The following is a 14,608-nucleotide window of genomic DNA, read 5'->3' on the forward strand; positions in this document are numbered from 1 at the left end:
TTCCAATCCATGAGATAAGTTTCTATTCGTAATCCATAACAATCATTTGATGGCACTCCAGTTCAGGTACGGTATAAGCAACTACGCCGTCATTGTTGCTGAACGGCAGCGGAGTCATTTGCGGTGCCAAATAGACCTGCTTCACCGGACTTGCAGTCCGGATTGTAACCTGAACGTTGTGGAGCGGAATAATATCCTCGATGATTTCCACCCCATCGCCTCTTCTTACCGGCGATACATAAAGGAGATGATTAACAAGGCGATTCAATTCCTTCTGCTCCTGTAGAGTAACTACGCCCTGCGCGGGCAGGTTGGTTTGAAGCGTCTTGCCCGGAAGCAGGCGATCCAGCGCGTATAGAACGGCTTCCTTCAGAATCAGGCTGCCTTTCTTCGCATAATCCTCAAACACGTTCCAGGCGATGTAGATTCCGTTGCCGCTCTCCACCATGCCGGGGCCTCCGTTATTGTGGCTGCTTGGCGTATGCTGATGGGAGCAGAACGTAAACGCATCCCTGTTAAAGTACGGGTCTTCGCGCCTGCCGAGCTCCGTTCCCCCGTTAAGCTCAATCTTTTGCCCCTGGGAATAAAAGATGAAGGAGGCCTCTCTTAAACTCTTTAACGCAAAGCCCGGACGGAAGTAGTCGGGTTTGTAAGGGTTCACTCCCAGGTACCGTACTCCGAAGTCAATGGCATACTCTTCCCCTGCAGGATCAAGACCGGACCAGCCCGTGGCGAGGAGCTTTCCGCCTTGCTGCAGGTACAACTCCAGCTTGCCGCGCAGCGAATCGTCAACCGCTACGTAATCCGGCAATATCAACACCTTATAGGCGTCAAAATCATGCTCCTTGTCGATGACGTCAAACAGGATTTTCCCTTCAAGCAGCATCCGTACGGCTCCTGCATCGGAAGCCCCTTTGGATTGCCCATCCCGCGCTTTCTCATGGACGCCAACGGCTTCAAGCGACAGAAGCGCTACGTCGGCCACATTTGTCGTATCCGCGCACCAGGCTTCCTTGCTTTCGACCTCGCTATAAGCGGCGCCAATTAGCGTATACGTCGCTTTATCCATATAACCGTCCGGATGCAGCTGATCCCCGATGGAGCATTTCGCTCCGTTAGCTATACTGAGCGCCGCTTCGTAACGGAGGGCGTTCGGATGCTTATAGCCGCCAAATTCTCCCCAGGACGTATGGAATTTCCCCGTCATGCCCAAGAAATCAACGCCAAGGGTTTGAGCGTATCTGGCCGACAGAGGGAAATGATCATAACCCCAGCCGCCCGTGGGCAGCGATTCCAGCTCCAGATGGCTGTTCATCATGGCCAAGTCGCGACGCCCCCGCTTAATGTGCCCGCCATTATGGAAGATCGGCAGTCCCGGCTTAACCGACTCCACCGTTTCCTTCACCCTTGCCGTATAGTTGGCATACGTCCTCTCCCATAAACTCCGCATGGCTTGCTCATCCCTTGGATCCATGCCTTCCCGCCTTGCGCTCTCGATACAATTATGGCAATAGCATTTGCGTACGCCTACAATATCGAGGAATACGCCATCCGCATCGTATCGCGATACCGCTTCGCGAATCTGCTCGAGAAGAATACCGAGATACGGGGAGTTCATGCAAAATTGATGATAACCCGGCTCCAAAAACCCTTTTACCCATCCGGTAGTATCGTTCTCGTCGCGGATCAGCCATTCCGGATGCCGTCTGGCGAGCTTCTCGTCAAGTCCGGCGGACAAGTAGACCGGAGTCTTGACGCCAATCTCATGCGCGGCCTCGATCTGGGCGCCAAGCAGATCAAAGTTAAGACCAGGGTGAATCTCGTTTGCTTCCGAAGGATGATAGGCCCAGCCGTGATGGCATTTGGAGAATACGGTAATGGAATCGACATGGCCTAGCCGCAGCATCTCCTGGAACTGCTTTTTGTCAAACCGTTGACCAATGGGGGTGATAGCTTCTGAGGTATGGAAATCAAGATGGACCTGGCGAAAACGCATAAGTTGTCATCCTTTCCGGTTCGTTTACCTTAACTATATAAGTTCCGCGTTTGACCGGACAGGTTCATTAACGACTTTTTATAGCACATTTTCTACCTAACGGATAATGTCCGTGCTACAATCGGGTAAGCGATTACAACGCAAAGGAGCCGTCGCCATGCATTGCCTGGAACTCATCATCCCTCCGCTTCCGCAGCTATTAACGGTCGGTCATTCCTTCTGGACGCCGGGACAGCAGCATGTGGCAAGATCGTTTAATGTGTACGACATGCTGTTTGTTCTGAAAGGAACCTTGTATATGACCGAAGACGATGTGCCTTACGAGATTAAGGAAGGCACGATGCTTGTGCTGGAGCCGAACCGCATGCACATCGGGCATCGCCCATGCGAGGAAGTAACCGAAATCTACTGGATCCATTTCGCTCATCCCGCCCCGGTCCGAGCGATGGACAGCGGGCAGATCTCGTGGTCGATTCCTTTCGCCAAAGGGACCGTCGACGACCTTACTCCCCATCGGCAGGTCATGTACTTACCGAAATTTACGAGTCTACGCGCTACCGACGTTTTACCGTTCCTGCAGCAAATGCTGGAGCTCCATCACACCTTGTCGCCTGCAAGCTCCTTGCCGCTCCAGACGCTGTTAGCCGGTCTGTTTGTTGAACTGCAGACGGCCGTAAGCAGCCAATTTGCTCCCCGGTCCAGACTGCTCTGCGATCAGGCGATCGCTTATTTGCAGCAGCATCTGACCCGCCCGTTTGACGCGAAACACATGGAGCAGACCCTTCATTTCCATTTCGACTATCTAGCCCGCTGTCTGAAGAAATATACGGGGATGAGCCCGCTTCAATATTTGCATAACCTGCAGATCAAAAAGGCTAAATCGCTGCTGGAGAGCACCGAGCTGTCCGTATCCGAAATCGGCCAGCAAGTCGGAATTGAGAATACGAACTATTTCATTAGGCTGTTTCGCAAACAAGCGGACATTACTCCCGGGCAATACCGTTCAATCAGAATCGGAAGAGTATAACCCGGTTGGCTACTTAGCGGCATAATGCAGCGCCGAGCGGTAGTCGAGCGGCGTCATTCCTTTTTGTTTCTTAAACAGCTTGCAGAAATAAGGAGCGCTTAGCCGGCCAACCTCATGAGCAATCTGCTGCACCGGCATGTCGGAGCTCCCAAGGAGCACGCATGCCTCGCGCATGCGTCTGGCCGTTACATAATCCGTCAGCGATACTCCCGTATATTGCTTGAATAGATGAGAGACATAATAAGAGGACAAGTGCAGCTCTTCCGATAGCAGCTCCAGACTAAATGGCTGCCGGAAATGACGCTCGATCCAATCCATCATCGCTTCGATATGGGCGGTTTTGGCAGCGGACCATTCTTCAGGAGACAACTCCGGTTGAGCAATGACCGACAGCTGCAGATAACGCAGCAAGGAAATCAGCAGCAAGATTTGAGCCTCCTGCTCTTCCCCGCTTTCCCGTACCGCCTGTACCTGGCATTCCATGATAGACATCAGTTGATTTTCCGAGAATGTAAACTTAGGCGCGGGCAACGCTCCCCTGGTCAGATAACGGAGAAAGGATAACAGCTTCGGAAACGGCGCCAGATAAGGCTCCAGAAGCCGGGGATCAAAGGTCAGATTGGTCCGGACATAGCGGGCACTCTTCCGTCCCGGGATTTCCAGCTTGTGCAGCTGATAAGGCTGGAAGCAGAACAACGAACCCCCTTCAAGCTCGTAGCTATTGCCCTCCACCTCCACAACTCCTTGACCCTCATGAATAAAAAGCAATTCAAGACCTTGATGGGCATGAAACCGGAGAAAATGCTCCTCCGTCCATTCATCCCGAAAAGCGAGAAAAAAGCTGCTTTTCCCCGGTGCTACATGCTCGATGCGAGATGCCAATTGTATCTCTCCCCCAAAGATAGAATCGCAATTTAGTTATATCTTAGCACAACAGAGAATAATTCGTCCGGCTATATAATGAAGGCATCTTGATGATAGAACCCGGAGGTGCCTTATGCAGCGATATCATTATTTGGCGCAATGCCGCCATGACGTTGATCCCTTTAACTGCTTCCGCGATATGGAACATGAGCTTCAAGACCGGATGAAGGAAGCCAAAGTCCATCATCTTAGTCTGTTCCATTATGGATCCAAGCTTTTTCTCTACTATGAAAGCCCGTTAATGGATGCGGATCCGCATACTCTATTCCGCTACTGCGAATCCGGACTTGAGCCCTGGCCGGGTGCGGACACGCCCCGGAGATGGGTGCCGATGATGGACATTTTCCATTACCAGCAGCCCGTCGGCGAGGAGCCTTGGCGCCGGAGTCGGCTTTCGCCAAAGCCTTATGCCCGGATTGCCCGGCTAAAGCCGGAGCAAGTGGCCAGCTATATTTTCTACCATTATCAATACCAGGAAGAACGTCCCGGAGATGGAGACAAATACGGTATGATCGCTCTTTATGAGAATCTATTGTTTTTCTATTCCGAATCGCCGGCTACGATTGAGCCGCCACCGTATACAGGCAAGCTTGCTACCGCAAATACGCCGTCCGATTGGCAAGCCGCAATGGATCCCCACTTCATCATGTGGGATCAAGACACCGGCAAATCCCTGGCCTGGCTCGAGATTCCCCTGCTGCTACAGCTTGAAGGCGAAGCTTACGGCGAGGAGCATATGCGATGAGAACAACATATAGCTTAAATGGCGAATGGGATTTCATGCCTCTCTATGAGCATGGATTGGACTTGATTCTTCCCGAGCAACTCATTTACGAGGAACAGAAAGTACAGGTCCCGTCCAGCTGGCGTTCTTCCTACGTGCGTGCATCAGGCAAAAGCTTTGGAGAAATAGCCGAGCACGGGTATGCTCCCTATGATTTGTACGGTTATCCGAAGGAATGGGCACGGGCGGATGCCGGCGTGCTCCATCGGGTGTTTCAGGCGCCGGAAGAGAGGAATGAGCGTCTGTTTCTCAGGTTTGACGGCATTATGCAAAAAGCCGCCATCTATCTGGACCATGAGCTGATTGCTATCTGGGGGGATGGTTATCTCCCGCTTCTCGTGGAGGTAACGGAGCGGATTCAGGCAGGAATCAACCACCAGCTGCATGTCGTGTGCGGCAGCTTTGACAAGGTTACGATTCCATCCGGACAGCAAAAGGTTACCGGGCTAGTCGGCTCCTGGTTTGGCGCTCTCGCAAGAGGCTTATGGGCGGATGTGTATTTGGAAAGCAAGCCGCTGCTATCGCTCTCGGATGTAACGATCCGAACATCCGTCAGGGAAGGCCGGCTTCACGTGAGCACCGGAATAAGTCATCCCTATATGGAGCAGCTAGACCCGTCTATTAGAGTTGGACTGCGTATACGGGAGAGCAGCTCGCAGACATCCTCCCCTATTATCACGGCTGAGGCTGTTTCGGGTGATTGGTCGGGATACGGCCAATCCAGCCAAGCCATTTTCTCTATAGAATGGGCCGATGCCAAGCTGTGGAATCCGGATCATCCTTTCCTCTACACGCTGGAGCTGGTGCTAATAGACGGTGACCGTATACTGGACCGGCTGGAGGAACGGTTTGGTTTTCGCGAAATAACCTCCGAGGGTCCTAAGTTTTATTTAAACGGGACTCCCCTTAACCTGCGTGGCGATTCCTGGCATTTCCAAGGCGGGATTCAGCAAACAAAGGAGTACGTAAGGAATTGGTACCGCATGTGCAAGGAAGCCGGCGCTAACTGCGTTCGCCTTCATGCGGAGCCGCATCCGGCTTATTATTTGGACATTGCCGACGAAGAAGGCATGCTGATTGTGGACGAAACCGCGATCTACGGCTCCAGCAAATCGATGCAGGCCGATCATCCCGAATTTATAACGAACTGCAAGGATCATATCCGAAGATTGGTGGAACGGGACAAGAATCATCCTTCCGTTATCCTGTGGAGCCTGCAGAACGAGATGCGCTGGGTAGACGGGCGCGACGGCTTCAAGCAGCATATCCCGTCTATGATGGCTATCATTCGCGAGCTTGACCCTACCCGCCCTATCCTTCTGGAAGGCGATAACCGTCTTCTCGCCAAAGAGCTTACCGAGGTAGAGACCCGGCATTACAACATCGACGGAACCATTGACGGTTGGGACCGCAAGGCGCCTCTTGTCTTTGGCGAGCATGGCGGCTGGTGGTATATTTGCCCTCAGAACAGCAGCATGTATGTAGGTCATCTGGCATACCGGAATACGGAGGAATGTGCGAAGGGACTGGCTGAAAAGGAACGTTTGTTTATCGAATACGCGAGGCGGCAAGGGGTATCAGGTCTGTCCACCTTTAACTTTGCCCATTATTTCATGCGTGCGATGCCCGAGCGGGACATCCCGCTTCAGCTGCCCGATTCAGACGCAGAAGGTCCGCAGCTGAAAGTGATTCCGCGGTACTCCTTAACCCTTAACAACGGTCTTCTTCCGGAAGAGTATCCGATGTACCGGAAAAATCCGTCTTTTGATATTTTGGCCGCTGCCTTTAAGCCTGCTACTCTTATTCCGGGAGAATATAACCGCTCGTTTTTTGACAATGAACCAATTGTCAGGAGCTTTGATGTATATAACGACACGCTTTATACCCGTCAGGCGACCGTTGTTTGCGAAGTTCGTCAGAAAGACCAAGTGATCCATAGGGAAACTTTCGAGTTCCTGCAAGCCCCGGCCAATCGCGCAACGGTAACAACGACATGGAAGCCGGAGCTTGTTAGCGATATATCTTCTATTCGATTTCATGCCGTATTGCTGCATGATAACGTACCCGTGCATGAACTGGATTTGAGCTTCAAGCTGTATCCATCCCGTTATAAGACGGAGCCCGTCGTCATCAACCGGCCCGTTGTTTATATAGGCGGCGAGCAGGACTATGCTATTATTCGTGCATTGATTCCGGATTGCAAACCCATCACTACGGAGCAGATCTCGCAGCTGTCACCCAAGCATCTACTCGTGGCGGGAAGTAAACTCGAAGATCCGGATGGACGGCTTGAGGAGGCGCTTAACCGGTACGTCAGTCAAGGCGGCAGGGTTGTGCTGCTCGAGCAGCTTCATTTGTCCTTCGGAGATTTGGCGATATCGCGGCAGGACTTTATGAGAGCTCATTCCGGCGATTATAGCCATCCCGTTCTTCAAGGACTAGGTAACGACGATTTAATTTTCTGGCATGAAGAGCTTCGGGAAGACGGACCTCTCCCGATTATTCATGCTGCCTTCGAAAAGCCTGTTAATGGCCCCTTCACGATGCTTCTGGAATGCAGCGCGGGTGATTTCGGGGATGGCGGAGATTTATGGTCCCCGCTTTTGGAATATCGGAGCAATAAAGGGTTATTCGTTGCCAATCAGCTAGAGTTGACGGCGAACTTCCACCGGGTACCGCAGGCCTGCCTCCTGCTGCGCAATTTGCTTGCTTATGCGGGGAACGTCGAGAATACGGATTGCCGTTGTACGGGGGCGTTCGTCGAGCCTGGAGGAAAAACGGAAGCCTTCCTGCGTACGCTTTGCGTTTCATTCGATCTGCTGCAGGAGCTTCCGAGCAAGCCGCTTGATGACTATGGCCTAATTCTGATTGAGCCGCATCTGCTCTCAGATTCCAATTCGGCATCCGTTATACGGGAATATGCGGCAAAAGGCGGTAAGGTTGTCATCCTTCCGGCAGTAGACGGACAAGAAGCTGTGCTGGCCGCCTTGCTTAATCAGAATGCCACCGTCCGGGAAAAAGCAATCTATCATCTTGAAGCGGATTATTCCAAGCCCGCTGTACAAGGATTTAGTCCGGTAGATTTATTTGGTTACGACAAGGTGTTCTTGTCTCCGCGGGACGTCGTTAACCGTCCTCTCGCTTCGCATAGCCTTTTGGTGGACGGCGCTGATGTTTTGTGCAAGAGTGTGGAAGGTACCGCGTGGCACGATTATTTTATCGGCCAGCATACGGATGAATACAGCAGACTAGCTCTGATTGAACTAAACAGGGAGAAAGAACAACCAGCAGGGCATTATCTCCTTCAAACGCAGGTTGGCCAAGGCTTGTTTGTACTCTCCCAGCTCTTCCTGGAACCCGAAAGCGACAAGTCGGTTCGTTTGTATACGAGATTGCTTGCTAATCTAGGCGCGTCATTTGATGACGGTCTCCTGTCGGCAGTCAAAGGCAGCAGCCAATGGGCTGTGGAAAAGATTATGGCTATGCCTTGCCGGCCCTATGTCGATTTTGATGCCATGAAAGCTTACTATATCGATCCCGAATTCTCGCTCAACAATCTAGGCGAAGGACTTTACGGCTGGATGCAGAAAAAAGAACGGAGCCGTTATGACGGAACGTTCCGTGTTCTTAATCCTAACGGAGACCGCTGGTTTTTCAGCTGCTTTGTTTATATGCTGGACCCAACGTTAGACGAAAAAAATGGCCAACTTCTGATTACAACCAACAGCTCTTGCGAGATTTATATGAACGGCAGTCAAGTGGCTGCGCCGGAGAAAGAGATTTCCCTCCATGCCGGGATAAACCGGCTGATTGCCATTGTAGGAGGCACGGAAGAGGAGATCCGGATTGGTATGGTATTCAAAAATACGGACGGTACTCCGATGAAGCATTTGCAATACAAGCTGACCCTCGACGAAGTAGAGCCCAAATAGAATAGGAGGACGTTCGCATGAGCAAAAAGGAACTCGTTTCTAAAACAGCCGCAGCAGCTAAGGATGAACTTCTGCGTTTAGCGGAAGAGAGCTTGTCCGTCAGCTGTCATGCCGTTCCCGTCTGGCATATTCCCGGCTTTTATTTCGATACCGCTGGACACCAGGCCGCGAAAAAACTCATGGAAGCCGATGCGCAAGCCGCTTACGCGACAGCTCTGGCTTACCGGCTTACCGGCAGGCCGGACTATGCGGACAAAGCGATGGAGCTGCTGAAGGGCTGGGCTTCCATTAACCGGGAGCTCGCAGACAAAGACGGTCCGTTGGTATCCGCCTATCTGGGAGCAGGCTTTCTTCAAGCGGCGGAGTGGATAAAAGCCTACCCGGGATGGCGCGAAGAGGATCAGGATCAGTTTGTCTATTGGATAACAACCGTTCTATTACCGGAGTGGGACCGTATCCCGCTCCGGAACAATTGGTGGAGCTGGAGCTTGTATGCCCAGCTGCTGCTCTACCGCTTCCTGGATGATCAAGCCGGTTTTGCGGAGGAAGCCGCTCATCTGAAGGAGCATATCGACTCATCCCTATTGCTCACCGGCTTTATTCCGGAAGAAACGTTAAGAGGAACCAATTCGATCTGGTACCACTATTTTGCCCTTGCTCCTCTTACGGCAGCGGCTAAGCAGGTACTGGATTATACCGGCGAGGACCTGTTCCGCTGGACTTCCCCAAGCGGCAATACCATCAAGAAGGCGCTTGATACGCTGCTTTATTATGCCAACGGCCGTGCCGGAGAATGGCCATACGAGAAAGGCCAGAACGTCCCGGATCCTCTCTCTTCCCAGACCTGGCCTCTTGATCTCTACGAAGCCATGTCCAGGATTTACGAGGATCCCGAATACGATCAATTCGTCTCTCCGTATCGCCCGATCATCGGCAACCGGAACAAAAACAGCGGCTACTTCCAGTCTCACGCTTGGGTTTTCCCGGAGTTGCTATGAACAGAAACAAGGCTCTACCATAGTCATTAACGACACGGGTAGAGCCTTGTTTCTTTGCATGTTAAACAGCAGAACGACGCACATTGGATTTCATCCACTATATTCATATGATTTGGACCCATCATCGGCACCAGATTGGATTCACTCCAGTAAAATCTTCGATTTGCTGCCCTATACCACGTTTTATGTGTATTTCGTTGGACGAAATCCAACCTAGCCCGCGAGATGCTGCTGACAGTTCCATTTAATTGGATTAAATCCAATGTACGTAGACGATGTTAGCGCATTGAGAAATAAGTTACCGAAAAGCGGTGCAGGGATGGCCCCTGCACCGCTTTTTCCACTTACACCGGTAAGCTATTTCCTTGCAAAACATAGTTAGCATCCCGCAGCAGATAAGCGGCTGCTTCCGCCTGGATATGCTTGCCGCTTTGCGCCTCCACATGATTGATAAAGGCATCCAGGCTGCCGTTTTCCAGCTTTTTCGTTAGGCTATTTGCGATACCTTGATTATCAATCCAGTTCAGCTCATAGAATTGCGCAACTAACTCTTTCAGCGAACTGATATCGGCATAGGCGGTGAAGGTCACCTTGCTCTCCCGCGTATTCCCTGCCAAGTCAGTAACTGAAACCGTGAAGGTATGAGAACCTGCAGCCAGCGTATATAGCGGAATAGCTGCTCCTTGCTGTACCGTCTGACCGTCCAGCTGCGCAGTCGTCTTGCCCTCATCCACTCCGGAGACGGTATCCGAGACCGCCCAGGACAGATTTACCGTTTCCGAGTTTGCGTATGCCTTCTCTTCTAAACCCGTAATACTAGTCTCAGGCCCACTGGTATCCAGCTTAAAGCTTATCGTTTTGTTGTCTTCTCTATTTCCAGCCGCGTCAACCGACCGATAAAGCAACGAATAGTCCCCGTCGTCAGTGAACGTAAGCTGGTTCTGATATGGAAGCCAGGTCGCTCCGCCATCCGTGCTGTATTCCGTGCCTGCCACGCCGGTTCCGCTGTCGATTGCGCTCAGATCAACGGTTACAGGCTTGGAATACCAATCTCCCGTGCCATCAGGCTGCACTGGATTCATAGCCGCCGCCGTTACCGGAGCGGTCCGGTCAATCAGCGTAAACTTGACGTCATCGAACCAGAACTCGCTAAAGCCCCCGACATAAAACCCTACCGTTCCCGATGCATTATGCTTGGTGTCCGTACCGTCCAGTCTCAGCTCCCCGTTCACATACACTCTTATTCTCGCCCCGTCTACCAGGACCCGAATGTTGTACTCCGAATTAGGCTGCAGATCCTGACCGGAGAAGTTATTCGTCTGCAGAACCGTCCAATTCGGATTGTATAGAACCCACTGCGATGTTCCATCCGCCAATTTCCGGTAACCAACCTTGCCTGAAGTGCCGGAAGCCGAACGGTCGTACACGTAGAAGGTGCCCTGAGCCGGCATCTCGGCAGGCGTCTTCAGCTTGAAGGTTAAGTCGTAGTCGGTAAATACCTTCGGATGAAGAGCGGAAGCCCCGGCTACAATGCGGTACATCTTATTGCCGTTTACGGTTACAATGCTCCGGTTCGGGTCAACCGGCCAGCTGTTCGCCCCTGAATCGAAATCCGTATACAGAAGGATATCGGAGACGACTATCTTAATAGAAGCCGAAGCTTGCGGATTGGCAACGGAGGTGACCGTAACCGTCGTTTCGCCTTTTGCCAGAGCAGTCACCTTACCGCTCTCGTCGACGGACGCAATATCCGGATTTGCGGATTGCCAGACAACAGCACGATTGGCGGCATCCGACGGATCGAATTGAACCTGCAGCTGCTGCGGTTCGCCAATGACCATGTTCAAACTGCTCTTATCCAGCAGCAGACCGGCCACATCGGTCGTGGGAACCTTAAATTGAATATCGTCGAATAACAGATAATCAAAGCCGCCGGCATAAAAGCCGACTTTTCCCGAAGGATTAAAGGTCGGATCGGACGCTTTCAGCTTCAGCTGGCCGTTGGCATAAACGCTGATCTCCTGTCCCTTCACCATAATCTTGATGTCGTATACGGTATCGGGCAGCAGATCCTGGGAGGCCAGCGTATTTTGCTTAATCGTTGCCCATGCCCCATTATATAGAATCCACGAGGAGGTTCCGTCCGCAAATTTCCGGTATCCGATTCTTCCTCCGCTGCCGCTTTGATTCAACCGGTCGAACACGTAAAACGTTGCCAGCTCCGGAATAACAGGCGGCGTCTTCAGCTTGAAGTCAAGCTCGTAATTGCTGAAGTCATTATCGTTCAGCGCAGTGGCGCCTTTGAGCAGCTTATACATGTGATTGCCGCCGCCAACGTCTACAATGCTGCGGTTAGGGTCGGTTGGCCAGCTATTCCTGCCGTTCTCGAAGTTCGTATCGTCCATCATGCCGTCTCCGACCTCAACGGTCACTTGGACCTCGTCCTTGAGAAGCGGATTGTCTGCGGATGCGGCCGTAACGGTTGCGCTGCCCAGGTTCACTCCCTTCAGCTTGCCGCTAGCATCCACCTTCACGACGGATGGATCGCTTGATGTGTACACCAGTGCAGGATTAGTCGCATTCCATGGCAGCACCGCCGCATACAGATCGTAAGATTTGCCGATTCCGATCGCGAGGCTGTCATCATACAACTCCAGGCCTTCGACTGGGATAACGTCTGGAGCAAGGTATGTCCCCGCTTTTTCGGTTAGCCCCATCTCGCTAAACGGGATATCCGCAAAGCCCGGTATTTGCTGGAATACCGCCGCGTCGGACTTCAAATTCAAATCCCCTCCGGCCAAGTCTACAAAACCCGGATCCCCATTCGTAACCCAATTGTTCGCGTATTGCACCAGATTCAGCTTATCGTAAGCGCCGTTTGCGTTTGTCGTGCTGTTTCTCGCTTTTGTCGGATTGTAAATAACATTATTCTTAAACGTATTGGTGTCCGGATAATAGCGATTCTCCGTGAAGAAATCCGCCAGCTCCGGATATTTCGTCAGATGCGGCATGCCAACGAAGTTATTGTACTTGTCGAATAAGGCATGCCACGGACCCATGTAGTTTTTGGAGATCTGCTGATCCGGACCGTCGCCCAGGTACATATCCGAATATTCGTAAGGAGTCTTGGCATCAATAAAAAGATTATTGCTGGTCTTAATATGGGCGCCGCCATTGTTCAGAATCGCGGAGTTGCCCATCCGGTAGAAAATATTTTCCTCGATCGCAAGCCCCATCGTAAAGTTGTCGGGATAGACCCCTTGCACGCCGGCTTTGCCTTCCCCGATATTATGGAAATAGTTTCTTCGGATAACGGTTCCCCGTTCCTGCGGCGATGCTCCCAGATTCATATAGATTGCGCCTAGATCCGAGAACGTTTTGCATACGTCATAGATGTTGTTGTACTCGACAACGTGATCGTTGCCAAAAATAAGAACACCCGGGTGCGGAGCGTCATGAATTTCGTTATGCGATATGCGGTTTCCGGCTCCGGTCAGGATGACGGCAGGATTATAGGCTTTATGATAGTAGGCAAAATCATGAATATGGCTGTTCTCCACCACGTTATTCCCCGGCTCCAGCGTCAGCCTGTCGCCTCCGTTCAGAATCACTCCCGTTCCCCCGATATGGTGGATATGGGTACCGATAACCGCATGGTTAACACCGGAAGCCTTGGCGAAGTCATCGTACAGCCACCGGCTCTGGGTATTAATGCGTACGCCGCCTTCGGTAAAATTTCTTATTTCGCAGTGTACGATCTGGACATGGTTGCCGCCCATGATCACCGCCGCGGAATCACGGCCATTTTCCAATATTAAATCCTCAAAGTTCACGAAAGACGTATTTACCGTATTAATCATCGGAGTCTTCAGCATCGTTACGGTAATCTCCGGATTGGCCTTCTGCTTGAAGGCAGCCGTCGGCATGAAATACAGAATGCCTTGGCTCCGGTCGATATAATACTCGCCAGGCATATCAATCTCTTCTAATAGGTTCTGGGCAAAATGAAAGTCCGGGTACCAGTTTTTGAACAAACCGCTCATTTCCCCGTAAGCCAATGTGATGGTTTTGCCCACGGTATCAATAGAAGCAACCTTGTTATAGGACCATTCCCAGCTATAGCCGAAAATGCCGTCCAGCCATATATCGTCCGCCTGCGTCCATAACGCCGGCCGGTCGTAAGTATACTTGAAAGTGCCTCCACGGGTCTGCAGGTCAGCATCCTTGCGGGTTGGACCGGGGTCAACGATATCGCCCATCTGTACCGTCCCGTTATTCGGCCATCTTGCCAGAGTCATGCCTTGGCCTTCCACATACAGCTCCATAGGCGGCGTCTGGCTGACATCGTTGGCTTTGTAATAGCCATGCCGGCTCAAGACGCCGTAATCCGTAATGCCATATGACTTAAGGTCTACCTGCAATACCTTTGTTCTTGCGTCCGTACTGATGATGCGGTTCAATACCGCTTGGTCGGTTACAGGCTCGAACCAGCCCTTCTCCAAATTCCGGCCCCCGCTCAGACTGACGGATTCTCCCGGATAAGCTTTATAGGTGATCGGGTTATCCGCCGTACCCGAATCCTGCTCTTCAAGCTGAAAGCTTCCGGTCCGGTTGTATACGCCGCCTCTTAGATAGACCGTAACGCCTCCGCCTGGCAATCCCGAGCTTTGCTTTAATTGACGGACAGCATCTCTCGCCTTCTCCAGAGTAAGAAAAGGCGATTCTAAAGTCCCGGAGTTGGAATCGCTTCCATTTGGCGAGACGAAAAAGACCGCTCCGGCATTTTCGCCAGAGCCTGCGCTTGAATCCGGGGATTCCGCCGCGAGCACGCCGCCTGCAGGAAATCCGCTTAGAAGCAAAGCCATTATCCATAAGACCATCAGCATTTTCTTCTTCATGGTTCATCAATTCCTCCTTATTTCTATAAATAGAAAGGGAACCTTGTGG

7 protein-coding genes are annotated in these 14,608 nt (G+C 51.8%); 4 read left to right on the plus strand and 3 right to left on the minus strand.

Features of this window, described 5'->3' with window-relative positions; all coding sequences use genetic code 11:
* Window positions 1–22 precede the first annotated feature (22 nt).
* Window positions 23–1,996, minus strand: coding sequence for a beta-galactosidase trimerization domain-containing protein (locus PJDR2_RS21025; RefSeq protein ID WP_015845741.1), 1,974 nt, complete (start codon window positions 1,994–1,996; stop codon window positions 23–25).
* A gap of 157 nt (window positions 1,997–2,153) precedes the next feature.
* Between PJDR2_RS21025 and PJDR2_RS21030 the strand changes: the two genes are divergently transcribed.
* Window positions 2,154–3,023 carry a helix-turn-helix transcriptional regulator gene (locus PJDR2_RS21030; protein ID WP_015845742.1) on the plus strand — a complete coding sequence of 290 codons (870 nt, stop codon included), beginning with the start codon at window positions 2,154–2,156 and terminating at the stop codon, window positions 3,021–3,023.
* A 9-nt stretch (window positions 3,024–3,032) separates the two neighbouring features.
* Here PJDR2_RS21030 and PJDR2_RS21035 read toward each other — a convergent pair whose 3' ends face one another.
* Window positions 3,033–3,905, minus strand: a complete 873-nt coding sequence (locus PJDR2_RS21035) for an AraC family transcriptional regulator (protein ID WP_015845743.1) — start codon at window positions 3,903–3,905, stop codon at window positions 3,033–3,035.
* Between the two features lie 115 nt (window positions 3,906–4,020).
* Here PJDR2_RS21035 and PJDR2_RS21040 point away from each other — a divergent pair, with 115 nt between their 5' ends.
* Genes PJDR2_RS21040 through PJDR2_RS21050 form a run of 3 tightly spaced genes read left to right on the plus strand, consistent with a single transcriptional unit; the run spans window position 4,021 to window position 9,661 of the window.
* The gene (locus tag PJDR2_RS21040) at window positions 4,021–4,692 is read left to right on the plus strand and encodes a hypothetical protein (protein ID WP_015845744.1); all 672 of its coding nucleotides are present in this window, start codon (window positions 4,021–4,023) and stop codon (window positions 4,690–4,692) included.
* The gene (locus PJDR2_RS21045) at window positions 4,689–8,663 is read left to right on the plus strand and encodes a glycoside hydrolase family 2 protein (RefSeq protein WP_015845745.1); all 3,975 of its coding nucleotides are present in this window, start codon (window positions 4,689–4,691) and stop codon (window positions 8,661–8,663) included. Before PJDR2_RS21040 ends, PJDR2_RS21045 begins: the two co-directional genes overlap by 4 nt.
* Window positions 8,664–8,680: 17 nt before the next feature.
* Window positions 8,681–9,661: an alginate lyase family protein gene (locus tag PJDR2_RS21050; protein WP_015845746.1), complete on the plus strand. Its 981-nt coding sequence runs from the start codon at window positions 8,681–8,683 to the stop codon at window positions 9,659–9,661.
* A 344-nt stretch (window positions 9,662–10,005) separates the two neighbouring features.
* On the opposite strand, the gene PJDR2_RS21055 is transcribed toward PJDR2_RS21050, so the two are convergent.
* Entirely contained in the window at window positions 10,006–14,559 is a 4,554-nt protein-coding gene (locus tag PJDR2_RS21055) for an Ig-like domain-containing protein (protein ID WP_015845747.1), read from the minus strand.
* Between the last annotated feature and the right edge of the window lie 49 nt (window positions 14,560–14,608).

The sequence above is a fragment of the Paenibacillus sp. JDR-2 genome (assembly GCF_000023585.1).
In the GTDB taxonomy this organism is placed as follows: Bacteria; Bacillota; Bacilli; order Paenibacillales; family Paenibacillaceae; genus Pristimantibacillus.

Bases quoted from the DNA above. Each gene is read 5' to 3' on its own strand.
- PJDR2_RS21025 (WP_015845741.1), bottom strand. From the start codon at position 1,996: ATGCGTTTTCGCCAGGTCCATCTTGATTTCCATACCTCAGAAGCTATC.
- PJDR2_RS21055 (WP_015845747.1), bottom strand. From the start codon at position 14,559: ATGAAGAAGAAAATGCTGATGGTCTTATGGATAATGGCTTTGCTTCTA.
- PJDR2_RS21030 (WP_015845742.1), top strand. From the start codon at position 2,154: ATGCATTGCCTGGAACTCATCATCCCTCCGCTTCCGCAGCTATTAACG.
- PJDR2_RS21045 (WP_015845745.1), top strand. From the start codon at position 4,689: ATGAGAACAACATATAGCTTAAATGGCGAATGGGATTTCATGCCTCTC.
- PJDR2_RS21050 (WP_015845746.1), top strand. From the start codon at position 8,681: ATGAGCAAAAAGGAACTCGTTTCTAAAACAGCCGCAGCAGCTAAGGAT.
- PJDR2_RS21040 (WP_015845744.1), top strand. From the start codon at position 4,021: ATGCAGCGATATCATTATTTGGCGCAATGCCGCCATGACGTTGATCCC.